Raw genomic sequence first — 23,785 nt, 5'->3', positions numbered from 1 at the left:
CTCAAGCTGCTGGTGAAGTGCCAGGCGCAATCTGCCGGGCCAGCGCTTCAATCTGTCCGGCCAGAATCATTACCGGCTCGTTCATGTTGCGATTGTGGTGATGCACCAGGCCGATGTTTCGGTAGAACGTGTGTTCGCCCAGATCCAGGCCGCGTACACCTTGCGGCCAGGCCACATGCCCGAGTGTTTCCGGAACCAGGGCCACACCGACGCCATTGGCCACCAGTTTCACGATCGCATCGAGTTCATCCAGTTCGCTCACTTCACGCGGGGTGAAATGCATCTTGCGCAGGAAGCGATCCACTTGCCGCCCACCGAAAGAGGTGCGGTCGTAGCGGATGAAAGCCTGCGAGGTGATCAACTCGGCCCAGTCATCGTTAGGCGTATTTTCCGGCACCAGCAGACGGTAGGGCTCCTTGGCCAGCGGCACCCATTTCAGGTCACTCTGCAATGAGAACGCCGGTTGGATGATCACGGCCAGGTCGATCTCGCCGGCATCGACCTGATCGAGCAGTTCCATCGACAGCCCAGGCAGGATTCGGCTGCGGAAATTCGGCCATTGATGATGAAAACTGGCCAGGGCACTGGGCAGCAGCATGCGTTGTATCGAGGCGATGGCGCCCATGGTCACCAACTGCGGCGCCTGAGTTTCCGGGGCAGGGGAGCCGAGGTTGTTGTACATGCGGATCAGCTCGTGCGCCTGTTGCAGGGTTTGGTAACCCACTGCGTTGAGGTGGGCGCTACGCCCGCTGCGATCGAATAACTCCAGGCCCAGCTCAGACTCCAGGCGCGCAATCTGGGCGCTTACGGCAGCCTGGGTGAGGCCGATCTTGTGCGCCGCAGCGGCAAATGTGCCTTCACGGGATACGGCAATCAGGGTCTTGAGCTCGCGGATCATTGATAAATATTCTTTGTTAATTTCCAAAAAATATATTGTTTTTTTTGTTCTTCGGCTAGCCCTATGATGAATTCACGGCATGCAGTCGGGCGCCAGGCCCGCGCGGCCTGAAGCGTCCAATAAAACGATAAAGTCCGGAGTCACTGATGAGCCTTTCTCCTTTCCACCTCGCGATTCCTGTTTACGACCTTCCTGCGGCACGCGCGTTTTATGGCGAAACATTTGGCTTGCCTGAAGGCCGTTCGGCGGCGACCTGGGTCGACTTCGATTTCTATGGCCACCAACTGGTGATTCACGAGCACCCCAAGACGGCCGGCCAGGAGTCCGCTCACACCAACCCGGTCGATGGCCATGACGTACCGGTGCCGCACTTCGGCATCATCCTGAGCTGGGATGAATGGGAAGCGCTGGCTGACCGTCTCAAAGCGCGCGAAACCCAATTCGTGATCGAGCCTTACGTGCGCTTCAAAGGCCAGGTCGGCGAACAGGCCACCATGTTCCTGTTTGACCCGTGCGGTAATGCCCTGGAGTTCAAAGCGTTCAAGGACATGAGCCTGCTGTTCGCCAAGTAAGCGATGAGACGGCACTGGACAGCACAGCCAGTGCCGCTGCTGCACCAGAACAAGAAACAGCCGAGCGCCTTTGTCGGCACATTGATTACTGCCCATCACAACCGGTTTGCGTCCCCGCAAACATATAAAACAGGCGGCCTGACCGCCTTGCTAACAATCCGTTGGTTTAGTGAATGGTGACCTATGTCTCGCGTGATATCCCAAGAGGGAGCAGCCGCTGTGGCTGCTGCCGGCTCTGATTCGCCCCCTGAAACCGCTGAAAACCCGGCGGTCAGCCGCAAAGCGGCGATCGCTGCCTGCACCGGTACTGCCGTTGAGTACTACGAGTTCGGTGTGTACGGCTACATGGCGGCGGTTATCGCACCGCTGTTCTTTCCAGGTGGTAACCCCACCGCCGCATTACTGGCCTCGCTGGCCGTGTTTGGCAGTGCATTCCTGACCCGTCCGCTGGGCGGAATCATCCTCGGTCGGCTGGGCGACCGCATCGGCCGTCGGGGGGTGTTGCTGACCACCGTGATTGGCATGGGGGTTTCTACCGCCCTGATCGGCTTTCTGCCGACCGCCGCGCAGGCCGGGATCGTTGCGCCCATCCTGCTGGTGTTGATCCGGCTCGCCCAAGGTTTTTTTGCCGGGGCGGAAGTGGTCGGCGCTGCGGCCTTTGTTGCCGAGTCGGCCCCCTCGCACCGGCGAGGGTTCTTTGGTTCCTTTACACCGGTTGGTGTGGCGCTTGGCGGCGGTACGGCGGCCTGTGTCTGCGGGATCGTCACGCTGCTGCTCAGCCCTGAAGCCCTGCAAGCCTGGGGGTGGCGGATTCCGTTCTTTTTGTGCATCCCGCTGGTGCTGCTGTCCTGCAAGATGCGCCACAACGTCGAAGAAACACCCGAGTACCAGGAGTTTCTGAAAAAAGACCAACCGCCGGCCGCGCCGGTGCGTGAGGTGCTGAGCAAGCATCTGGGCAAGGTGGCACGGGTGGTGATTCTGGCGTTCGGGCAGAACGTCGGTTACTTCATCGGTATCGTGTTCATGAACATCTACCTGACCACTTACCTGAAGTTCGAGAAATCCCACGTCTACTGGATGATCGCCAGCATCAGCTTCATCGTCGCCGCGATGATGCCGTTCTGGGGCGGGGTTTCGGATCGCCTGGGCCGCCGTCGTACCCTGGCGATCGGTTTTACCGGCTATATCGTGCTGGTCATTCCGATGATGATGTTGATGAACGGTGCCCCGGTCTGGCTCGCGGCACTGGCCTTGCTGATCGCCACACTGCCAATGCCGATCATTCAGTCAGTGGGTTACCCCACCTACGCCGAACAATTCCCGACCCGCATCCGCTACACCGGTATGGCGATTGCCATCAACCTCGGTGCGATCATGGGGGGCGGCCTGGCGCCGTTCATGTCATCGGCATTGATCAGCGCCACCGGCAATCTATTGATGCCTGGCTACTTCCTTGCCGGTGCTGCACTGCTGAGTCTGTTGTCCTTGCTGTTTCTCAAGGAAACCGCCGGCCACCAGCTTGAGCGATAATCGAAATGAGCTTATTAGAGATGACAGCCCCCCTCGACAGCGAAGCTGCCGGGCAGTGGCAGCTGTTCCCGGCCGGGGATAGCTGCCTGATCCTGAAGTTTGGCGAGGTGTTGAGCAACCAGGCCAACCGCCTGGTCGCACAATGTGCCAGACAACTCAACGACGCAGTAATGAAGCAGGAACTGGCCGGGGTCACCGATATCGTCCCGGCAATGATCTCGGTGGGCGTGCATTACCGCCCGGAGCGGGTGCACTGCCAGGCTGATGAAAGCCCCTTTGATGCACTCAAGGCGCAGCTCGAAGCGCTGCTGCGCAAAGCCTCGACAAGCCAGATGTACGAGCCACGGCTGATAGAGATTCCGGTGTGCTACGGCGGTGACTATGGCCCGGACCTTGAAGAGGTCGCCGCCTCGCTGAAGCTGACTGCGCAAGCGGTGATCGAGCTGCATTCGGGGCAGTTGCTGGATGTGCTGATGCTCGGCTTTGCGCCGGGCCATCCTTACATTGGCGTGCTGGACGAGCAGTTGAACCCGCAGCGCAGAACCACGCCCCGCACCAAAGTGGCGGCTGGCAGCATCGGCCTGGCCAACCGCCAGTCGGTGATCTACCCGCTGGAGTTGCCTGGGGGCTGGAACCTGATTGGCCGCACACCGCTGACGATGTTCGATGTCGGCCGGGGCGAGCCTTGTCTATTGCAAAGTGGCGACAAGATCAGGTTCGTGCCCATTGCGCCTGCGACCTTTGAGTCGATCCAGACACAGGAGCGCCAGCGATGAGCCTTGAAGTACTCAAACCGGGCCTTTGCACCACCTTTCAGGATGCAGGCCGTAGCGGCTATCAACATATTGGCGTGCCGGTCAACGGCCCCATGGATGCCCAGGCCCAGCAACTGGCGAACCTGCTGGTGGGCAACCGGCTGGACAGCGGCACGCTGGAAATGACCCTGCAAGGGCCGCTGCTGCGCTTCGATGCCAGAGCCCTGATTGCGCTTGCCGGCGCTGACCTGGGGGCCAGGCTCAATGGCCAGGTACTGCCACCCAATCAGGCGGTTGTGGCCAGGCCAGGGTCATTGCTGGAGTTTGGTCAGCGCCGGTTCGGTGCACGGGCCTACCTGGCGGTCGCAGGTGGTTTCATTGTCGAGCCCGTACTTGGCAGTGTCAGCACTTATCGGCGCGGCGCCTATGCCGGTGTGCTGGGCAGGGCATTGCTGGCGGGGGATCGGCTGGGCTTTGCATCAAGCTTTCGCAACGCCCCACGGATCGTGCTGCCAGCAGCACTGACACGTTCGGTTGAGGGTGAAGCCGACCGGCCCATCAGGGTGATTGCCGGTGGTGAGTGGCAACACTTCACAGAGCAAGCCCGACACAACCTGCTTAACAGCCCGTACCGCATCGGCAATGACTCGGAGCGAATGGGCTATCGCCTGCAAGGTGATCCCTTGACGCTTGAGCAACCCCTGGAGCTGCTGTCCGAGGCGGTGAGCTTCGGCACGCTACAGGTGCCGCCCAGCGGCCAGCCCATTGTGCTGATGGCGGACCGGCAAACCACCGGTGGCTATCCGCGCATCGCCAATGTCATCAGCGTCGACCTGCCATTGCTGGCCCAGCGCTTGCCCGGCGATGCGGTGCGCTTTGAGCTGACCACAATACAAGCGGCGCAGAGCCTTGCGGTGAAGCACGCCCGGCTACTGACCCAACTGGAGCACGCGCATGCCTGAGATCGATTTCAACAGTGACCTGGGCGAGGGCTTCGGCCGCTACCAGGCCGGCGATGACCTGGCGGTGCTGGCGCAGATCACCTCCGCCAACGTTGCCTGTGGCTTTCATGCCGGTGACCCGCGGATCATGCGCCAGACAGTCGCTGCTGCCGTACAAAACGGGGTCGCCATCGGCGCCCATCCGGGCTTTGCTGACCTGCAGGGCTTCGGTCGCCGCAAGATGAGCCTGAGCCCCGATGAAGCCTATGAGTGCGTGCTGTTTCAGATCGGCGCCTTGAGCGCTTTCGTCTCGGCCCAGGGCACGACCTTGCAGCATGTAAAGCCCCATGGCGCCCTGTACAACCAGGCGGCGGCCGACCCGCTGCTGGCCAGGGCCATTTGCGAGGCGGTACGCGACTTCAACCCGGCGTTGTATCTCTATGGTCTGGCCAACAGCGCACTCACCGATGCTGCGCAAGCCGTGGGCTTGCCGGTACGGCACGAAGTGTTCGGCGACCGCACTTACCAGCCCGATGGTTCACTGACCCCACGCAGTCAGGCCAACGCGATGATCACCGATGCCGGGCAGGCCGTGGCCCAGGTGTTATGCATGCTGCGCGAAGGTTATGTGCTGGCCGTCGACGGCAGCAAAGTGCCGGTGCGCGCCGACACCCTCTGCATTCACGGTGACCAGCCTGGCGCCGCCGGCTTTGCCCAGGCCATCCGCCAGGCGCTGATCCGCGAGGGCGTAACCGTGCGTGCCCCGCAATTGACCTGACCCTTTTCTATCCATTTCTCAAAGAATAAAAGCCCATGGACCTTCAAAAGCTCAATACGCTGATTTCCATCCTGGAAAAGTCTGATGTGGACGAACTCGAAATCAAGGAAGGCGACAATTCGATTCGGGTCAGCCGGCATAACCGGACCCCGGTGCAGCATTACCACAACAGTTCAGCCGCACCCGTAACCCCGGTAACCCCAACCAGCGAGCCTGAGTCTGCGCACCCAACACTCAAAGGCAATGTTCTGCTTGCCCCCATGGTCGGTACGTTCTATCGCAAGAGCTCACCGGATGCCCCGGCGTTCGCGCAGCTCGGCCAGCAAGTGAAGAAGGGCGAAACCTTGTGCCTGATCGAGGCGATGAAAATGATGAACCACATCGAGGCTCAGGCCAGCGGCACCATTGAGTCGATCCTGGTTGAAGATGGCCAGCCGGTGGAATTCAACCAGCCACTGTTTTCCATCGTCTGAGGGGCGCGGGATGTCGAGCAAAACGCTGCATAAAGTCCTCATCGCCAACCGTGGCGAAATAGCCCTGCGCATCGTCCGGGCCTGTAAGGAAATGGGCATCAAAACCGTGGCGGTGTACTCCACCGCCGACAGCGAACTGATGCACTTGGGCCTGGCCGACGAAACTGTCTGCATCGGCCCGGCACCTTCGGCCAGGTCGTACCTCAACGTGCCGGCGATCATCGCCGCCGCCGAGGTGACTGGCGCAACGGCCATTCATCCTGGCTATGGTTTCCTGGCCGAGAGCGCGGATTTTGCCGAGCAGGTCGAGCAATCCGGGTTCATCTTTATCGGCCCCAAGGCAGAGACGATTCGCCTGATGGGTGACAAGGTCTCGGCCAAGGCTGCCATGAAGCGGGCCGGGGTGCCCACGGTGCCAGGCTCGTACGGTCCTCTGCCGGAGGATGAGCACGAGGCGCTGGCGATTGCCCGCGAGGTGGGCTACCCGGTGATCATCAAGGCGGCAGGAGGCGGGGGCGGCCGTGGCATGCGCGTCGTGCACCACGAAGATGACCTGATCAAATCGGCAAAACTGACCCGCAGCGAGGCCGGCGCGGCGTTCGGCAACCCGATGGTCTACCTGGAGAAGTTCCTCGGCAACCCGCGCCACGTTGAGGTGCAGGTGCTTTCGGACGGGCAGGGCAATGCGGTGCATCTGTATGACCGCGATTGCTCGTTGCAACGCCGCCATCAGAAGGTACTGGAAGAGGCGCCAGCGCCGGATATCGATGAACAGGCGAGGGCGCAGGTGCTGCAACGCTGTGTCGAGGCCTGCATCGAGATCGGCTACCGCGGCGCCGGGACCTTCGAGTTTCTCTATGAAGATGGCCGTTTTTACTTCATCGAGATGAACACCCGAGTACAGGTCGAGCATCCCGTCACCGAGATGATTACCGGCGTGGACATTGTCAGGGAAATGCTCAGCATCGCAGCCGGCAATCGATTGTCGATCCGGCAAGCCGATGTAAAGGTGCTCGGCCATGCCCTGGAGTGCCGGATCAATGCCGAAGACCCCGACACTTTCATGCCCAGCCCCGGCAAAGTGCAGCAGTACCACCCACCCGGCGGCAACGGCATTCGCGTTGACTCCCACCTGTACAGCGGCTACCGCGTGCCACCGAACTACGATTCACTGATCGGCAAGGTCATCAGCCATGCGCCGACCCGCGATGGAGCCATGGCGCGTATGCGCAATGCACTGGAGGAGCTGGTGGTGGACGGGATCAAGACCAATATCCCGCTGCATTGCCGCCTGACCCGCGATCCGGGGTTCCTGAAAGGCGCGGTGAATATTCATTATCTGGAGCATTTGCTGGCTCAGGATAAGGTCTGAGCTGACGGAGTCATGTCATTCACGGCCAGGACCGTAGTTCTCAAAAATCCTTCCATGGCCGCAGAGCACGTACTCGGCGCACTGAGCTAATGCCTTCCCTGGCCCGTTATTCAGCCGACAAAGTAATTCAGGGTCAGGGTCGCCAACAAGGCCACCAGCGAGGCGACCAGAGTTGCACCGGTAAATTTCTTCAGTGCCTCTCCAAGCGAAACGTTGAGGTATTCCTTGACCACCCAGAACGCGGAGTCCGTTACATGGGCCCAGCCAATCGAGCCGGCACCGATTGCAATCACCAGGATCTCCGGTTTCAGGTTCGGGTCAGCGGCCAGCATCGGGCTGATCATGCTGGCAGCGCTGACCATGGCGACGGTGGCCGAGCCGACAGCGAAGTGCATCAGCCAGGCGATAAACCAGGCCAGGATAACCAGGTTGATGTCAGTGCCGGCCAACAAGCCGGATATGGCTTTGCCTACACCGCTTTCGATCAGCACGGCATTGAAGGCACCGCCGGCACCGATGACGAAGATGATATTGGCCAGCGCCGGAAAGCTGCGCTGTGTGGTATCGAGCAGCTCAGCCATGCTGCGCGACTGGCGCAAACCCAGCGACCAGTAGGCGAATGCTACGGAGATCATCAGTGCGGTAAGTGGATTGCCCACGAACTGCGCCACATGTTGCACGGGCGAGTCGTTTGGTAAACCAGCGGCTGCGGTTTTACCGACCATCAGCAGCAAGGGCAGGGCGATGGTGAACAGGGTGATGCCCATGCCGGGCAGCACGCGCTGCACTTGCGCGGATGCGCCGTGGGAGGCAAGAAAGGCTTGCTGATGATCACTGGCGCTGCGGCTACAGAACAGCCTGACCCAGACGGGGCCCGCGATGATAATGGTTGGCACAGCGACCAGCAGGCCGTAAAGAATCACCTTGCCCACGTCGGCATGCAGCATTCCGGTAATCGCCATGGCGGCGGGGTGGGGCGGCAGAATGCAGTGGATGGTGAGCAGCGAGATGGCCAGCGGGATACCCAGGTACATCAAGTTGATCCGGGTTTCACGGGCGACCACATACACCAGCGCAATCAGCAGCACGAAGCCGACTTCGAAGAACACCGGAATACCGGCAACCGCCCCGACAATGGCCATGACCCAGTGGGCGCGTTGCGGCCCGAGGTTGTCCAGCAGGGTCTTGGCCAGGCGCTCGGCACCGCCGGACTCCTCCAGCATTTTGCCGAGGATCCCGCCCAGGCCGATAATCGCAATAAGAAAGCCCAGCGTCCCGCCGATACCGGCTTCCAGCGAAGCGACGATCCTGGCTGCCGGCATCCCCGAGCCGAACCCGACCACGAAACAGGCAATGATCAACGCGATGAACGCATGCAGTCGCACTTTCATGATCAGGAAAATGATCAGCGCAATGGAGGCGAACAAAACCCCTAACAACCAGCTAGTTTCTTGCATTGTATGTCTCGCATCTTGTTGTTTTATCGGTGCCGCGAATGGCCCGGCCACCGCAGATTGCAGGCAGCCGGGATCCACACCGGGCCGTTGGCAACGGGGCCCCAGGCACAGAGGGTGTAGCGCTGCCAGCGGCAGCCGGGAGGTTTGAAAGGGGCTATCAGCCGATGTGCTCAGCGCTGTAGGAGTCAGCCGAAGGCGCAAACACGATGGTCTTGTTCCGGTTCAGAAATACCCGGCCATGCACGTAGGCGTGAATAGCCCGGGCCAGCACCTGGCTCTCAACGTCGCGGCCCAGTGAGACGTAATCGTCAGGGCTCATCGCATGGTTGATACGTACGATGTCCTGCTCGATGATCGGCCCTTCATCAAGGTCGGCAGTGACGAAATGCGAGGTGGCGCCAATTAGCTTCACACCACGGTCAAACGCCTGCTTGTACGGGCTTGCACCTTTGAACGAAGGCAGGAACGAGTGGTGGATATTGATGATGCGCCCTGACATCTGCTGGCACATCTGATCCGAGAGGATCTGCATGTAGCGCGCCAGCACGATCAGTTCCGCCCCGGTTTCCCGCACGATGCGCATCTGCTCGGCTTCGGCCTGGGCCTTGTTTTGCGGGGTCACCTTGATGTGGTGATAGGGAATGCCATGACCTTCGACGACTTTCTGGAAGTCCAGGTGATTGGAGATCACCCCGACAATGTCGATTGGCAGTGCACCGATGCCCCAGCGGTACAACAGGTCGTTCAGGCAGTGGCCGAAGCGCGAGACCATGAGAATGACTTTGCGCTTGGTGCGCTCATCGAAGAATTCGTGGTGCATCTTGTACTTCTCAACCAGCGGCTGAAATTCCTTCTCCAGATCCTGCAACGAGCGACCTTCTTCGGAGCGGAAAGTCAGGCGCATGAAATAGCGGTTGGTGCTTTCGTCGTCGAACTGGGCGCTGTCGCGAATGTTGCAGCCGCGGCTCGACAGAAAAGCGGTGAGGTCCGCCGTCACGCCGCGGATCGACGGGCAGGTAACGCAAAGTACTTGACATCCTCCCCGCCCTAAAGGGCCGAGATTCCCACAACTGGACGCTCATGCCCGAGCGCGAGAATGTTCTTGGCGGCGTTGACGTCGCGGTCGTGGGTGGCACCGCACCCACAACAAGTCCATTCCCTTATTCCAAGCCCTGCGATACCTCTCGGCCTCGAGTCTGGCAATTGCTTGCAGCTCGAACAGGTTTGGGTGGTGTTTCTCTCGCTGACAACCTTGAAAACCGTGCCTGCGTGATCGCATTTGTATTCCAGCATGGTTTTCAATTGGCCCCAGCCGGCGTCCAGTACCGACTTGGCCATCCTGGTTTTCGCGAGTTTCAGTGAGTTCACATCGCCCACAACAATGACGCCACAACGCGCGACCAGCGCGTTGCTGAACTTATGCAGGCAATCCTTGCGGCGGTTCGCAATCTTGGCGTGAATCGCCCGCACTCGGACCTTCTTGCCGGCGCGCTGGGCCGTGCCCAGGGCGCTCTCCAGATCCCGGTAGAACCTGCCGCTTTCAAGGCGATCACCGTCGCTGCAGGTGGCCGTGGTTTTCAGTCCGAGGTCGATACCCACCGCGTCCTGGCCTGGCGATAACTGCCGGTCGACCTCGACCACGACGTTGAAATACCAGCGTCCACGACTGTCCTCGTTGAAGCTACCGGATCTGAATTTAAAACCCGCCAGGCCGTAGCTGTCCCAGACCTTGAAGTGCTGTTTGTTGAAGACGACCTGGCCGTTTTTCCAGACAGCAGCGCCGACCTTGAAGGGCAGCCAACCCAGGCTGCGCCGAGCGCCGCCCGAGCAGCGCCAGCGTAGCTGGCGCTTTTTGAACTGCTTGCGCCGTGTGACATATTCGTCGGCAACAGCCTGCACCGATTGGCTGTGCAGTCCCAGGTCTTTGCCGGCCCCGTTGGTGTACTTGTGAATGTCGAACGCCGACAGAAAACGACCACGCTCACGAATCGAGCGGCTGCTCAACTCGTTTACGTAGTTCCACACAAAATTCACAGCACGAGAAGCTTCACGCAGCTGCGCTGCGTGCTTATCCCGCACTCGAACCTTGAGGGTTTTGGTCGCTTTCATTTCGGTCATGAAACACAGAATAGGGGCGGTTTTTGGGATGTTAACCCCTATGACCGCTTCGCGGTGGCGCTTTCATCCCCCACCTGAAGGAAGGGGCTTTTCGCGCCAGCTTGGTAAAAAGTGCCAAGGAGCTGGATGGCGCGACCTTCTGTATTCAGGCCGGCACTGTGACGGAACTCAATCTGGCTGATTACTTCCGCGCCAACGGCTTGAAATACACGCCCATCTCTTTCGACACCTCCGATGAGTCGTTTAAAGCCCTGGAGTCCGGGCGCTGCGATGTACTCACTGCCGACCAGTCACAGCTCTATGGTCAGCGTCTGAAACTCGCTGCGCCTGATGATTTCGTGGTCCTGCCTGAAGTCATCTCCAAAGAGCCACTGACCACCGCTGTGCGGCGTGGTGACGAAGAGTGGTACTCGGTCGTGCGCTGGACCCAGATTGCCTGGCTGAACGCCGAGGAGCTGGGTGTCACTTCGAAGAATGTCAATGAACTGGCCAGGACCACCAAGAACCCTGACGTGGCGCGCCTGCTGGGCGTCGAAGGGGCACTGGGCAAGGATTTGAATTTGCCGAATGACTGGGTGGTGAAAATCGTTGCCCAGGTGGGTAACTACGGCGAGTCATTCGAGCGAAGCCTGGGGCAGGGCAGTGAGCTTAAAATCAAGCGTGGGCTCAATGCGCTATGGACCCAGGGCGGCCTGCAGTACGGTCCGCCGGTTCGCTGATCATCTATTCAAACAAACCGCTTGGGCGCTTTGGTGACCCTGCTACAGCGCCAAGCGTGTTATGAACAGTTTGCCGCCAGGCGTTATCAGCCCGGTGTGATTGATGACACGCTAATCGAAATTCCGTGTGCGCTGGCAGTTGAACACCAGATTGCTGATCTGACCGTGAGATGTACTGGCCCGTACCACAAGGCCATTAGCCTCCAGACTGCCAGCCGGAACGCTAATAGTGATCTGATGCGGTGTGCTGCTGTTGGTGTGGGCAGCGTTGTACGTCTGGAAACCGGAAAAATTGTAGCGGGCAAGACTGACGCTGTCGGCATTCATCGGGTCCCCGCCGTGGGCTTGTCCACTGTCGGTGAACGTCAAGGTCAGGGTATCTCCAGCTAAAAAATCCGATGCCGGGTATCTATTTTTAGCAAGTGACAATGAGGTGGCGCCCGATAAATCGTTAACAGCCGCACAGCCGTCTGACAACGCGAATGCCGGAGACACAGAAAACACGGTGCAGAGACCAACAGCCAACCCGATACAGAGTTGCCTGGGAAATACATTGCTCATCGTTCACCTACACATTGTGAATATCCTTGTAGGCATCGGCGCGGTATTGCTGGACTTTAAAATCTATCGTGTAGGTCGATTGGCATGTACTGAAGCCAGGCCCGAGGCTTATGGGCACGTTTAAATTGCAGGAGCGAGCTGGCTCGCGAAAGGGCCGGAAAAATCAGCACATAGCGATGGGTCTCAGCGCCGCCTTCGCGACCAAGGTCGCTCCCACCGGGGCATACCACCGGACCGCGCGCGCCTTGATTGTTGTGGGCGTTCGAAAAGTCCAAGGCGACCTACAGGCTAAAAAATCAATCAACCATTGCCTCAAATCGCCCGGCCACAGGGCAAAAAAACTTTAGAAAAACTAAAGCATCCCTTAATTTTTTAACGCTCATCTACTGATAGGGTGGCAGTTGCCATAACCGTAAAGATGAGGGCTTATCCATGTTTCTGCGTAATGCCTGGTATGTAGCGGCCAGCGAAACGGAGCTGGGCGAGCAATTGCTGGCACTGACCATTCTGGGCGAACCGGTGGTGCTGTATCGCAAGAGCGATGGCACTCCTGTCGCCCTTGAAGATGCCTGTCCGCATCGCAAGTTGCCGTTGTCCATGGGCCGGCGCATCGGTGACCAGCTTGAGTGCGGCTATCACGGCCTGACCTTCGACTGCTCTGGCAGTTGTGTAAAGGCGCCCGGCAGCACGCACATTCCCAAAGGTGCGCGGGTTCACAGCTACCCGCTGGCGCTGCGCTACGGGCTGATCTGGATCTGGATGGGCGATATCGAGCAGGCCGACCAGGCGAAGATCTGCGACGTGCCGGAATGGGGCGATCCGCAATGGGGGCTCAACCGCGGCGATAGCATGGTGGTGTCGTGCAACTATCTATACGTGACTGACAACCTGCTTGATCCTGCGCATGTTGCCTGGGTGCATCAGAGTTCGTTCGGCAACGCTGCCTGCGCCAGCGAGCCGCTCAAAACCACGGTCACTGATGACGGGGTGATCGTGTCGCGCTGGATGCGTGATGTCGAGGTCGCGCCGTTCTACGCCAAGTTCGTCAAATTCAGCGGCAACTGTGATCGCAAGCAGCACTATGAAGTCCGCTATCCGTCGCAGGCCATTATCAAGGCGGTGTTCACGCCGGCAGGAACCGGGACTGATGACGGCGTCCTGCATGAGCAGGTGTTCCTGATGAACTCCTATAACTTCATGACCCCGATCGACGAGGCGAACACCCGCTATTACTGGTTTCAGGTGCGCAACTTCGATACCGACAATGCCGAGGTCTCGCGGCAGTTTGATGAGGATGTGCGGCATGCCTTTGCCGAAGACCGAGTGGTTCTGACGGCTGTTCACCAGGGCATGACCAACAAGCGCAGCCCGAACATTGACCTGGCCAGTGATGCTGGGCCGCTACGGTTTCGCCGCAATCTGGCCAGGCTGATTGCCCAGGAACAGGACAACGGCTTGATTACGCATCAGCCACCTGTGGTCAGCGCAGTGGGGGGCTGAGATGGAACAATCCAAGGGATTCAGTGGTTACCGGGTTGTTGCCAAAACGCAGGAAAGTGCGGTCATCACCTCGTTTGGTTTGCAACCCGTCGAACAGGGCGCCGCTGCGGTTTTCATTCCGGGCCAATTTCTGACCCTTCGTCTGGCCGACCACGAAGGCGTCAGCGTGATACGCAACTACAGCCTGTCAGGCGACCCTGGGAACACCTCGCAGTGGCGGATCTCGGTCAAGCGAGAGTCGGCCCCCGTAGACCGACCCGATTTACCGCATGGCTATGCTTCGGGCTTCTTGCATGAGCAGACCCAAGTTGGTGATGTCCTGCAGCTCGCCGGCCCCATGGGTGCTTTTACTCTTGACCAGAACAGCACTCGACCGGTGCTGCTGTTCAGTGGCGGCGTCGGGCTGACGCCGATGGTCAGCATGTTGCACTGGCTCAGCCGCAACACTGCGCAGCCGGTGTATTTCATCCATGCCTGCGAAAACGGCCGCGTACATGCCATGCGCGAGGAAGTGCTGGAGCTGGCTAACCGGCGGCCGGGGATTGACGTGCATTTCTGCTACCGAAATCCGTCGGACCAAGACCTTGAGCGCGGCGCTTGCCACAGCCAGGGATTGATCGGCCGGCAGACCTTGCAGGCGTTGTTGCCGCTGGATGACTACGAGGTCTACCTCTGTGGACCGCCGCAATTCATGCAGGCCAACTGGCGACTGTTGCGTGAGCTGGGAATAAGCGCAGAGCGCATTCACTACGAGTTCTTTGGGCCGGCAACGGTTCTGCGCGATGAACAAGAACAGGCACCCCAGCCGACAAGGGCCGAGCCTGCAACGCCCCCACACGTCGATGATTCAGCCGCACAGGCATCAACCGTGAAGTTTTTGCCCTCCGGGATCAGCATCGCCTGGAACCCTGACTGTCACTCGTTGCTGGATCTCGCCGAGCAAGCCGGCCTGGCCCCGGTATTCAATTGCCGGGCCGGGATATGCGGCACATGCCAGGTGGGTCTGAGACAAGGGCAGGTGGAGTACTTCGAAGAGCCTCTTGAGCCGCCAGCCCAGGGTGCGATGCTGCTGTGCTGTTCACGCCCGCTGGGCTCAGTGGTCGTGGACCTGGGCTGAGCCGCGCGCTCAAGAAACAACGACGCTGGAGCTTGCAGCCAGCAACGCCTCAATGCCATGACTCTGCTCTTTGCCACGAGCCAATAGCCAGCGGTGGAATCGGCGGCAATGCTCTTTGTCGAAAGCGCTTTTGGTCCAGGTCAGGTAATAGGCGGCCGGCAGCGGCAGGGCATGCCTGACAGGCATGAGCAGACGGCCGGCCTCCAGGTCGTTGGCGACCATGGAGTACTGCGCCAGAACAAAGCCTTGGCCTGCAAGCGCTGCTTCGATGGCCATGGCTGAAAGCGAGAAGACCCGGCGAGCATCCTGCAAACGGGCCAGGTCAACCCCGGTGCTTTCGAACCAGTCTCGCCAGGACGGTGGCGAGGCGAACTTGGGCAGCCAGTCGATGGCAAGCAGCGGATAGTTCAGCAACTCATTTGGCTGCAGGCCTGACCTGTCACCGCCCAACAGTTCCGGGCTGCAGACCGGTACTACGCAGTCGCGCAACAGCTCGATGCTGTTCTCGGCAGCAATGGCCCGATCACTGTAGGTGACGCGAAAGTCGATCTCGTAACCGTTGGCCAGCGGCTCGGCGTGACTGCCATCGAGGTAGACATTGACGGCCTGGTTCGCTTGCTGCCATTCGAAGACCAGCGGCGCCAGCCATCTGGACATCAATGAGGGCAGGGCGCTGACGCGCAAATGGCTGGTGTCGCGCGACAATACAACTTCCGCATGGGCAATGCGCAGGCGCTCGAATGCATCAGAGCACTGCTCATGAAAGCGACTTCCTGCGGCGGTCAGGCGGTTACGTTTGCCTTCCTTGACCAGCAGCGTGATGCCAAGCGCGTCTTCCAGAAGCTTCATTTGCTGACTCACCGCGCCAGCTGAAATACCCAGTCGTTTCGCCGCCTCGGCAATACTGCCGCACCGGCCGAGCGTGTCGAAGACTTGTAGGGCGCGCAGGGGCGGCAGGTTGTCCATGATGGTCCTTGGGCAGTGGTGTGGCAGCCAGTTTGCCACTGATCCGGGCAGTGCCGAAATCAGCAGCGTAGCCCCATAGCAACTCATCGCTAACCGATGCAGCCAGACATGCTGGTAGAATCTCCCCAGCTGACTACGGCCCCCTCCGAGAGAATGCATGACCCCTGATCTGACTGAAGAAGAAATGCGCCTGGCATTGTTTGGTGCTCCTGCCCCCGCTGAGCACCTCAACGCCCCCGTTGCACCACAACCGGCCCCAGAGGTCGTGCTCGCCAAGCCGCCAGCGCCCGCCCCGAAGAAGAAGGCTGCCAAAGCGTTCACGCCTCGCATGCGGGTAATACTGCGGGTGGGCAATGAGTTTGAAGGAGAAATGCACGAGATCACTCACGAAGCCGATACGCTGAGCACGCTGCTGGCTGAACAAGAGGCCACCAAGGCTGCCCGCAAGAAATTCCGCTATGTGGAAGTCGTGTCGGTCAAGTCAATGTAACTGGCCGTTCAGATCTTCAAGCCTCTACTCCAACTCAAGAAACACTTTCCCAAGGACCTGGCTCATGAAGTCGGCACTGGAAACAGTCGCTCTTTTTTGCCACAAGCTGGCTTACGAAACGGAAGATCAAAGCCCGATTTTGCGCGATGACCTGATGATGAGTGACTATCAGCGGGACGTCTTCGAACTGTTGATCGCCAGAGGCGATGTGGCGATGATCCAGCACAAGATCAACGAGTGCCTGCTGCTGGCCCTTGACGCCATGGGCGGAGCCGAAAAGCCTCTCGGACGTGAGCTGCAGCGTGTATCCACTGAGTTTCATGCGGCGCAGACCCTCGACTCGCTGGAGCCGCCGTTGCAGGTGATCAAGGGCTACCTTCGAGCGGTGGTGTAGTCGATCAGCCGCCGTCTCGACGCCGCGCTGTCACACAGCACACACCCGCTTTGGCAGAAGCAAGGACGTACCGATGACCCAGTTTCTCCGTAATCTGTCCGCCTTACTGATCGCCGCACTAGCCACTGGCGCTGCTGCCTCGCTGGTACAGACTCAGATCGTCCTCACGGAGGTGATGCAACTGGGTGTACCGGTCGCGGCAAGCATGCGCTGGCTCACCGCCGCCGAAGACCTCGCACGTTACGGGCCTGTCTCGGTGGTCATGGCATTTTTGGTATTGCTGCCCGCCTTGTCATGTGCGCATTGGCTGGCCAGGCGTGTGTCAGCGGCGGCCAGGTTGCCGCTGCTGATGATTGCCGCGGTGGTGGGCATGGGCACTGCATTCTGGTTGATGCGCTCGGTGATTCCGATGCCGGCTTTGGCCGGTACCCGAACCCTGTCGGGTTATGCGCTCATGACACTGACCGGCGTACTGGGCGCCGTGGTCTTTCACTGGCGAACCCGACGCACCGCTAACAGGCCGGCCCCACAATGGCAGTACGCTGCACTGGTGGTTGCCTGCCTGGCGATCCCGACAAGCTCTTTTATTGCCATGCTGCCGCCTGCCGATCCCCGGCAGCCCTTGCTGCCTGCGGACCACCTGCAAGTACAAACCGTTGCCAGTGGCCTGAATAGACCCTGGTCAGTGGCAGTGCTGCCTGATGGTCGGCTGCTGGTCACCGAAATGGGCGGGCGTCTGTTGTCTGTGGCCGGTAATGGCGTCGTGCAGCCGGTTGCCATGAATGATGTACCGCCAGTGCTGCATAGCGGCGGGATCATCGGCTTGATGGAAGTGGCGGTGGACCCCGACTTCGAACGCAATCAGACGCTATTTCTATCGATGGGCTATGGCGAGCCCGATGCGAACGGCACCCGGCTGGTACGGGCTCGTCTGGTAGACAACCGGCTTGAAGACGTCCGGCTGCTGTTCAGTTCAAGCCCCAAACCTGGCCTGGGTAACAACGGCGGCAGAATAGCGTTTCTGGCGGACGGGACGCTGGTGCTGACGGTGGGCGACGGCAACACTCGGCGCGAAGAAGCGCAGAATCCTGGCAACCACCTGGGCACGGTGGTCAGGCTGGATCGCGACGGCAGGGTGCCTGCCGACAACCCGTTGGTTAACCGGCCCGGTGCCGCACCGCAGGTTTACAGCCTGGGGCATCGCAATGCGCAGGGCATCGCTGTGGACCCCGCCAACAATGAGCTGTATGTCACCGAACACGGCCCGCGCGGCGGTGATGAGATCAATCGTGTGGTGCCGGCCGGCAACTATGGCTGGCCGCTGGTGACCCGTGGCATCGACTACCCCTTTGCCAGCGTCTCGCCTTTTCGCCGGTTGCCAGGCTTTGAGGACCCGGTTCTGGTCTGGACGCCATCAATCGCTCCGGCGGGCCTGGCGATCTATCGCGGCGACGCCTTTCCCGAATGGCAAGGCGACATGCTGGTGCCCGCCCTCAAGGAGCGCTCGCTCAGGCGGGTGATTCGCGAGCAGGGCAAAATCGTCGGCCAGCAACTGTTACTGTCAGATCGCAACGAGCGGGTGCGCGATGTAAAAGTAGGCCCTGACGGCCTGATTTATGTATTGACTGATGGGCCGGATGGGAGCCTGTTGCGTCTGGCCCCTGCTGGCCGGCCCGGGGTAGGGGAACAACCTCAACCTGCCGCGGTATTTCTCATCCCCTCGAAAATCAGCCGCGTTTTCGACTGCCGATGACCTCGACATAGGATTAAATGGTACAGCGTTGCCTCAGCAGCAGCGCTGCACATACTCAGGCGCTTTTTACTGCTTGCGATACATGCCGGTCAGCATGTCTTGCGAGTCCGTGCCGTAGTTGTAGTCGAGAACGACGAAGTCTTTCACCAGGCGCAGGTGATAGGGCCCATTTTTGGCCGGTGCCTGCGGTTCACGGACGATGATCAGGTTGGCGGTTTCCATGGGCACGACGTGATGCTCGGTGACAATGACCTGTTTGCTCTTGGCATCCTTGAGCGTCACGGTCAGTTCTGCGATTTCCCGGCCTTGGGCATCGCGCTCGGGCAGGATTTTCAAGTCCAGGTCGCCGTCACGATCAAGGAAATCACGGCGCATCTGATAATGGCCGCTGCGCAGGTCACGGGAAACATCATCGAGTTTGCGCAGGTCGATTTCACGATCTTCATGGCGCAACCGAATGGGCAGTTCACGCTTGTCGCCCACCGCGCCGGATACCCAGGTGCCGGTGTAGCCATACGGCTCGGCGCGCTCTCGGGTCATCCGCCAGATGCCGGTCCGACTACCGTCATTGGCATATTCGTGAAGGTAGACGTGGCTTTGCTCGTCATAATCCTCACGGGAACCGATCAGTTTGATCGGTTCAACGTTGCCACTTTTGATATAGCGCAGTTCGCCGATCAGGACCGAGCCTTGTTCCTGAAACCAGATCTCTACCGCAATCTTGCCGCTGAGGGTTCCGGCGAGTAACTCCGGGTCTTCATGGACCGGGCCTTCCAGGCTCGGTGTTTCTTGCCAGACGCCATCTTGCCAATCGCCCGTGGTACGCAGCATGTACCCGCGGGGCATGCTGTTGTTCTCACCGAACGGGGTCGCCGGAACCTGTTCCTGGGTGTAGGAGTGGAGCAATACCAGCTCGCCGTCGCGAACTCTCCATTGCGACATACGCGTCCAGCAACAGCCGCGATCGGTTTGCGTGTGCAACGTACCATCGGCAGGATTGAGCGAGAACATGCCTGTAAAAGCGTCTCTGGCCAGATCCGTCAAGGCACGGTTCAAGGTCCATTGAGGCTTATCCGGGCCTTGCACGTAGATATCGAACTGCGACTTATCAGTGACGGTGTCCGTGCCATTACGAATCGCCACATCAAGGCGACCATCGGAATTGAAGTCGGCGATGTACACCAGCCCTGACGGACCGAGCAGCCATGCATCGCGGTTGGGCGGTACATTTCCTGCCGGGGTCTGAAATTGCTGCAGGGGTTCGAGGCTGTTCTTGTCACGCAAGGTGATCAGCGCGTGCGCAAGTTCACCCTGACGCTGCGGCACTTCTGGAAACAGGACTTCAACCAGATACTGGCCACTGGGGTCGGTAACTGCATACGAGAGCGGTGCGGCCAGCGCCGGAGTGGCCAGACTCATGGTGAGGAGCGCGCCGTTAAGGAGCGAACGCATGCAAAGCTTCCTTGCTGATTTTTTCGGGGCGCGCAGTTTAACGGTATGGCTGACCAAACGGAACGCGATCCGTAGCCAGATCGCGCTCCGCTATACCCATTGTCAGAAGTCTTGAGAGGTCGGCCGCAATACGATTTCGTTGATATCGACATCTGCAGGCTGCTCGATGGCGAATGCGATGGCACGCGCAACCGACTCGGCCGGGATGGCGCTCTTGTAGAACTCTTGCACCGCCTGCGAGCTGGCCTCGTGGCCGCTGCCAAACTTCAACTCTGAATCCACGGCACCCGGTTCAATCGTCGTAGTACGAATGCTTTTGCCGACCTCGTGACGCAAACCATCGGAAATTGCCCGTACGGCGTACTTGGTGCCGCTGTAGACCGAGCCTCCCGGGCTGAACACTTTGATGCCGGCGACCGAAGAAATATTGATGAAGTGACCGGAGTCCTGTTTCTGAAACACCGGCAGAGCCGCGGCAATGCCGTACATCACGCCTTTGATGTTGATGTCGATCATCCGGTCCCATTCGTCCACCCGCAGTTCGGCGATCGGCGAGATAGCCATAAGGCCTGCGTTGTTGATCATCACGTCCACCCGGCCAAAGCTGGCCACGGCGTGCTGGATCAAGTTCTCCAGGTCCTCGCGGCGGGTGACGTCCGCAGCAAGGGCTGTGGCTTTGCCGCCAGCGGCAGTGATGTCTTGCACAATCGCATTCAAGCGATCTTCCCGGCGTGCTGCCAGTACCACTGATGCGCCCAGGCTCGCCAGATGCCGTGCAGTCGACTCGCCAAGACCGCTGCTGGCGCCAGTGATCACAACAACTTTACCTTCAATATTCTTGCTCATTTCGTGTACCTCAGTGGGTGGTGATGGCATCGATTATGAGTTGTGATTTTGTCTCGGAGAATGGAATATTCAGGATTTGAAAATTCCATAAATCGGAATACGTCCATGTTGAACCGGCTTGAAATGGTGCGCGTCTTTCTCACGGTTGCTGACTGCGCCTCGTTTAGAGAGGCGGCAAACCAGATCGGCACATCGCCGCAGAAAGTCACCAGGGCGGTACAAGAGCTTGAACGGCTCATCGGCGAGCCGTTGTTTCATCGCAGCACCCGACAGATGAAGATCACCGATTTCGGCGCACAACTCGCCCTCGATGCCCGCCTGGCCGTAGAGCGCTTCGACCAGCTGTTCGACAGGGCGGATCAAGTCAGCGGGGAGGGCATCACGGGCCGGGTGGGGCTGACGGCACCGCATGCAATCGGCAAGTTGTATCTGGCGGGCTATCTGGCCGAGTTTCGCAAGCAATATCCCAAACTCATCATCGATTTATGCCTGGACGACGAGCTGACCGACGCGGTGGTATCCAGGATTGATATCGGCATTCGGGTAGGTACGGTGCGCGACCGCCGGTTTATCGCCCGAACGGTTGCCAGTGTTCCGTTGGTCGTCGTTGCCGCGCCGGCGCTGATTGCCAGCCTGGGTACACCTGCAAATGTGGCCGAACTGAAAGAGCTGCCGCTGTCATTGTTGCTGGATCGCCGCTCCGGTCGCGGCTGGCCGTGGATGTTTGCCGATGATCAGAGTTTCATACCCGAGCAGCCGGGTTTTATCTGCGACGACCCGGAAACCGAGCTGGAGATGGTGTTGCAGGGCGCTGTGATTGCTCAGGTGCCGTTGTATCTGGCGCAGGCGCATTTAGCGCGCGGGGCGCTGGTCGAAGTGCTGCCTGAGTGGGCGCCGCCAGCGCTGGACCTGGTGTTGTACCGGACGCGATCCGGAGCGGTGCCGAAGCGAATCAGGCTGGTGTATGACTTTTTGCTGGAGCGGTTTGGGGATAGGCGCCGGTTTCCGGGGGGTGGGCATTGATGGGGTAGTGGTGCAGCGTAAGGTCTTTGTCATTACCCAAGCCCGACAGTCGCGGGCTTGAGCAAGGCAGCAGGCCGGCTGTACTCAGGTTCCCGACTTGATCCGCGTCCAGGTGCGGGTTCGGGTCCGTTCACCTTCGCGGTTGAGCGGCTTGAGCGTATACAGCGTGGTCATCGCAGCTTCGGTGGGATACAGGTCCGGGTTGTTGCGAATCTCTGGGGCGACCTTTTCGGTGGCGTCCTTGTTCGGGTTCGGATAACCCACGAAGTCGCTGATCGGGGCGATCACTTCCGGGCGCAGCAGGTAGTTGATGAAGGCATGGGCATCCTCCGGGTTGGCCGCGCCCTTGGGGATGGCCAACATATCGAACCAGATGGGCGCACCTTCCTTGGGCAGGCGCATCTCGACCACGACGCCATTGTTGGCTTCCTTGGCACGGTTGGCGGCCTGGGAGAAGCTGCCCGAGTAACCCACGGCGACGCAGATATCGCCGTTGGCGATGTCAGCCATGTACTTGAAGGAGTGAAAGTAAGTGATGTTAGGCCGAATCTTCAGCATCAATTGTTCGGCTTTCTGATAGTCGGCCGACTTGCTGGAGTTTGGGTCCAGGCCCAGGTACTGCAGGGCCAGCGGCATGATTTCCGAGGGCGAGTCGAGCATCGCCACGCCGCACTGCTTGAGCTTGCTGAGGTTCTCGGGCTTGAAGATCAGGTCCCAGCTGTTGACCGGCGCGTTGTCACCAAGCGCAGCCTTGACTTTGGCCGGGTTGAAACCGATCAGGATGGTGCCATACATGTAAGGCACCGCAAACTTGTTACCGGGGTCGTTGGCATCCAGCAGCTTCATCAGTTTTGGGTCCAGATGCTGCCAGTTTGGCAGTTTGCTGCGATCCAGCGGCTGGAACACACCCGCTTCGATCTGCTTGGCAAGAAACATGTTCGACGGCACCACCACGTCGTAGCCTGAGTGGCCGGTCAGCAGTTTGGCTTCCAGCGCCTCGTTGGTATCGAAGATGTCATAGATCAAATTCACCTTGGTCTGTTGCTTGAAGTCGGTGAGGGTCTGTGGAGTGATGTAGTCAAACCAGTTGTACACCTTGAGAGTGCGCGGTTCGTCGGCCTGCACCAGACCAGCGGCCAGACTACAGGCCAGGCCCGCGCATAGGGCGGCGGCCAGCGTGTGCTTGAGCGATTTGACCATCAAGCCCCGCCGTTCAGGGCGGGGAAGGATAGCGTGGACGGCGTAGCCGTCCCTGGTTGCCGTGGGGTGTCTGCTGCTGTTCGATGGACGCACCGCCACAGGATGATGCGCAGTAACACGGCGACACAGATGTCCTTATACGGCGGTATTTCGTTACAAAGACCCCATGGTCATGCACCTTGAAAACACCGTGCCGTCCGCGCCTAATGGCGTCTTCATTGCTCATGGATCAAGAGCAGTATGCAACGACTTCAAGCCTTCAAGTACGAACTCATGCCAGACGGCCAGCAGGAGCGGCAAATGCGCCGCTTTGCGGGCTCCTGTCGCTTCGTCTTCAACAAGGCGCTGGCGTTGCAGAAAGAACGCCACGAGCAAGGCGAGAACAAGCTCGGCTATGCGGGCCTGTGCAAGTTGCTGACCGAGTGGCGCCATAGCCCGCAAACCGCATGGCTGGCCGATGCGCCTGTTCACCCGTTGCAACAGAGCCTCAAGGATCTGGAGCGGGCCTACACCAACTTCTTCGCCAAGCGAGCCGACTTTCCCCGGTTCAAGAAGAAGGGGCAGAACAACAGCTTGCGCTATCCCGACCCGAAACAGATCAAGCTCGACCAGACCAACAGCCGCCTGTTTCTGCCCAAGCTGGGCTGGCTGCGCTACCGCAACAGCCGCGAGGTGCCTGGCACGGTGAAGAACATCACCGTGAGCCAGTCGTGTGGCAAGTGGTTCGTGAGTATCCAGACCGAACGCCAGATCGATGAGCAGCCCACGGCACAGGGGGCGGCAGTCGGCATCGACATGGGCATTGCCCGCTTCGCCACGCTTTCGGATGGTTCGTTCTACGCACCCCTGAACAGCTTCAAACGCCATGAA

Annotated in this window: 23 protein-coding genes and 2 pseudogenes; 15 read left to right on the top strand and 10 right to left on the bottom strand. The window is 59.7% G+C overall.

Annotated elements, in window-relative coordinates; genetic code table 11:
* Position 1 precedes the first annotated feature (1 nt).
* Entirely contained in the window at positions 2-898 is an 897-nt protein-coding gene (locus NJC38_RS27795; protein ID WP_253118009.1) for a LysR family transcriptional regulator, read from the bottom strand.
* Positions 899-1,044: 146 nt separating this feature from the next.
* On the opposite strand from NJC38_RS27795, the gene NJC38_RS27790 reads away from it, so the two are divergent.
* The 7 genes from NJC38_RS27790 (at position 1,045) to accC (ending at position 7,319) form a co-directional block, all read left to right on the top strand.
* On the top strand, positions 1,045-1,470 hold the full coding sequence (locus NJC38_RS27790; protein ID WP_253118008.1) for a VOC family protein: 426 nt from the start codon (positions 1,045-1,047) through the stop codon (positions 1,468-1,470).
* Between the two features lie 219 nt (positions 1,471-1,689).
* Positions 1,690-3,000, top strand: coding sequence for an MFS transporter (locus NJC38_RS27785; RefSeq protein WP_253118007.1), 1,311 nt, complete (start codon positions 1,690-1,692; stop codon positions 2,998-3,000).
* A gap of 20 nt (positions 3,001-3,020) precedes the next feature.
* Positions 3,021-3,776, top strand: a complete 756-nt coding sequence (gene pxpB / locus NJC38_RS27780; RefSeq protein WP_253118006.1) for a 5-oxoprolinase subunit PxpB — start codon at positions 3,021-3,023, stop codon at positions 3,774-3,776.
* Positions 3,773-4,717 carry a biotin-dependent carboxyltransferase family protein gene (locus tag NJC38_RS27775; RefSeq protein ID WP_253118005.1) on the top strand — a complete coding sequence of 315 codons (945 nt, stop codon included), beginning with the start codon at positions 3,773-3,775 and terminating at the stop codon, positions 4,715-4,717. Before pxpB ends, NJC38_RS27775 begins: the two co-directional genes overlap by 4 nt.
* On the top strand, positions 4,710-5,474 hold the full coding sequence (locus NJC38_RS27770) for a 5-oxoprolinase subunit PxpA (RefSeq protein ID WP_253118004.1): 765 nt from the start codon (positions 4,710-4,712) through the stop codon (positions 5,472-5,474). The genes NJC38_RS27775 and NJC38_RS27770 overlap by 8 nt, the downstream gene beginning before the upstream one ends.
* Before the next feature lie 35 nt (positions 5,475-5,509).
* Complete coding sequence (accB, locus tag NJC38_RS27765; RefSeq protein ID WP_253118003.1) at positions 5,510-5,947, top strand: acetyl-CoA carboxylase biotin carboxyl carrier protein; 438 nt, start codon at positions 5,510-5,512, stop codon at positions 5,945-5,947.
* A gap of 10 nt (positions 5,948-5,957) precedes the next feature.
* Positions 5,958-7,319, top strand: coding sequence for an acetyl-CoA carboxylase biotin carboxylase subunit (gene accC, locus NJC38_RS27760; RefSeq protein WP_253118002.1), 1,362 nt, complete (start codon positions 5,958-5,960; stop codon positions 7,317-7,319).
* 110 nt (positions 7,320-7,429) lie between these two features.
* On the opposite strand, the gene NJC38_RS27755 is transcribed toward accC, so the two are convergent.
* The 3 genes and pseudogenes from NJC38_RS27755 to NJC38_RS27745 form a co-directional block, all read right to left on the bottom strand.
* Complete coding sequence (locus tag NJC38_RS27755; RefSeq protein WP_253118001.1) at positions 7,430-8,776, bottom strand: gluconate:H+ symporter; 1,347 nt, start codon at positions 8,774-8,776, stop codon at positions 7,430-7,432.
* 157 nt (positions 8,777-8,933) lie between these two features.
* A pseudogene (gene purU / locus NJC38_RS27750) lies at positions 8,934-9,806 on the bottom strand (formyltetrahydrofolate deformylase); the annotation flags it as partial.
* Between the two features lie 17 nt (positions 9,807-9,823).
* Positions 9,824-10,885 (bottom strand): transposase, encoded by a 1,062-nt coding sequence (locus NJC38_RS27745; protein ID WP_253118000.1) that lies wholly within the window; start codon positions 10,883-10,885, stop codon positions 9,824-9,826.
* A 119-nt stretch (positions 10,886-11,004) separates the two neighbouring features.
* Here NJC38_RS27745 and NJC38_RS27740 point away from each other — a divergent pair.
* A pseudogene (locus NJC38_RS27740) lies at positions 11,005-11,613 on the top strand (transporter substrate-binding domain-containing protein); the annotation flags it as partial.
* A gap of 111 nt (positions 11,614-11,724) precedes the next feature.
* Here the strand turns inward: NJC38_RS27740 and NJC38_RS27735 are convergent.
* Positions 11,725-12,174: a hypothetical protein gene (locus tag NJC38_RS27735; RefSeq protein ID WP_253117999.1), complete on the bottom strand. Its 450-nt coding sequence runs from the start codon at positions 12,172-12,174 to the stop codon at positions 11,725-11,727.
* 432 nt (positions 12,175-12,606) lie between these two features.
* Between NJC38_RS27735 and NJC38_RS27730 the strand changes: the two genes are divergently transcribed.
* Both NJC38_RS27730 and NJC38_RS27725 read left to right on the top strand, forming a co-directional pair.
* On the top strand, positions 12,607-13,674 hold the full coding sequence (locus NJC38_RS27730; RefSeq protein WP_253117998.1) for an aromatic ring-hydroxylating dioxygenase subunit alpha: 1,068 nt from the start codon (positions 12,607-12,609) through the stop codon (positions 13,672-13,674).
* Between the two features lies 1 nt (position 13,675).
* Positions 13,676-14,791 carry a 2Fe-2S iron-sulfur cluster-binding protein gene (locus tag NJC38_RS27725; RefSeq protein WP_253117997.1) on the top strand — a complete coding sequence of 372 codons (1,116 nt, stop codon included), beginning with the start codon at positions 13,676-13,678 and terminating at the stop codon, positions 14,789-14,791.
* 9 nt (positions 14,792-14,800) lie between these two features.
* Here NJC38_RS27725 and NJC38_RS27720 read toward each other — a convergent pair whose 3' ends face one another.
* The gene (locus tag NJC38_RS27720) at positions 14,801-15,757 is read right to left on the bottom strand and encodes a LysR substrate-binding domain-containing protein (protein ID WP_253117996.1); all 957 of its coding nucleotides are present in this window, start codon (positions 15,755-15,757) and stop codon (positions 14,801-14,803) included.
* 157 nt (positions 15,758-15,914) lie between these two features.
* On the opposite strand from NJC38_RS27720, the gene NJC38_RS27715 reads away from it, so the two are divergent.
* The 3 genes from NJC38_RS27715 (at position 15,915) to NJC38_RS27705 (ending at position 18,394) form a co-directional block, all read left to right on the top strand.
* Positions 15,915-16,247: a hypothetical protein gene (locus NJC38_RS27715; protein WP_253117995.1), complete on the top strand. Its 333-nt coding sequence runs from the start codon at positions 15,915-15,917 to the stop codon at positions 16,245-16,247.
* A gap of 64 nt (positions 16,248-16,311) precedes the next feature.
* A complete protein-coding gene (locus NJC38_RS27710; protein ID WP_253117994.1) occupies positions 16,312-16,641 on the top strand; it encodes a hypothetical protein in 330 nt (109 codons plus the stop codon).
* 73 nt (positions 16,642-16,714) lie between these two features.
* Positions 16,715-18,394: a PQQ-dependent sugar dehydrogenase gene (locus tag NJC38_RS27705; protein WP_253117993.1), complete on the top strand. Its 1,680-nt coding sequence runs from the start codon at positions 16,715-16,717 to the stop codon at positions 18,392-18,394.
* Positions 18,395-18,460: 66 nt separating this feature from the next.
* On the opposite strand, the gene NJC38_RS27700 is transcribed toward NJC38_RS27705, so the two are convergent.
* Positions 18,461-19,846, bottom strand: a complete 1,386-nt coding sequence (locus tag NJC38_RS27700; RefSeq protein WP_253117992.1) for a hypothetical protein — start codon at positions 19,844-19,846, stop codon at positions 18,461-18,463.
* A gap of 102 nt (positions 19,847-19,948) precedes the next feature.
* Complete coding sequence (locus NJC38_RS27695; RefSeq protein ID WP_253117991.1) at positions 19,949-20,692, bottom strand: SDR family oxidoreductase; 744 nt, start codon at positions 20,690-20,692, stop codon at positions 19,949-19,951.
* 60 nt (positions 20,693-20,752) lie between these two features.
* Here NJC38_RS27695 and NJC38_RS27690 point away from each other — a divergent pair, with 60 nt between their 5' ends.
* Complete coding sequence (locus tag NJC38_RS27690; RefSeq protein WP_253117990.1) at positions 20,753-21,715, top strand: LysR family transcriptional regulator; 963 nt, start codon at positions 20,753-20,755, stop codon at positions 21,713-21,715.
* A gap of 84 nt (positions 21,716-21,799) precedes the next feature.
* Here the strand turns inward: NJC38_RS27690 and NJC38_RS27685 are convergent, their stop codons facing one another.
* Together NJC38_RS27685 and NJC38_RS27680 are read right to left on the bottom strand one after the other, a co-directional pair.
* A complete protein-coding gene (locus tag NJC38_RS27685) occupies positions 21,800-22,915 on the bottom strand; it encodes a polyamine ABC transporter substrate-binding protein (RefSeq protein WP_253117989.1) in 1,116 nt (371 codons plus the stop codon).
* A 13-nt stretch (positions 22,916-22,928) separates the two neighbouring features.
* Complete coding sequence (locus NJC38_RS27680) at positions 22,929-23,141, bottom strand: hypothetical protein (protein WP_253117988.1); 213 nt, start codon at positions 23,139-23,141, stop codon at positions 22,929-22,931.
* A 14-nt stretch (positions 23,142-23,155) separates the two neighbouring features.
* On the opposite strand from NJC38_RS27680, the gene NJC38_RS27675 reads away from it, so the two are divergent.
* Positions 23,156-23,785, top strand: a 630-nt coding sequence (locus NJC38_RS27675; RefSeq protein WP_253117987.1) for a transposase, incomplete at its 3' end; no start/stop codon positions are given.

The sequence above is a fragment of the Pseudomonas sp. 21LCFQ010 genome, from assembly GCF_024129905.1.
Classification (GTDB): Bacteria; Pseudomonadota; Gammaproteobacteria; order Pseudomonadales; family Pseudomonadaceae; genus Aquipseudomonas.
This window is presented reverse-complemented; position numbering and strand designations above follow the sequence as displayed.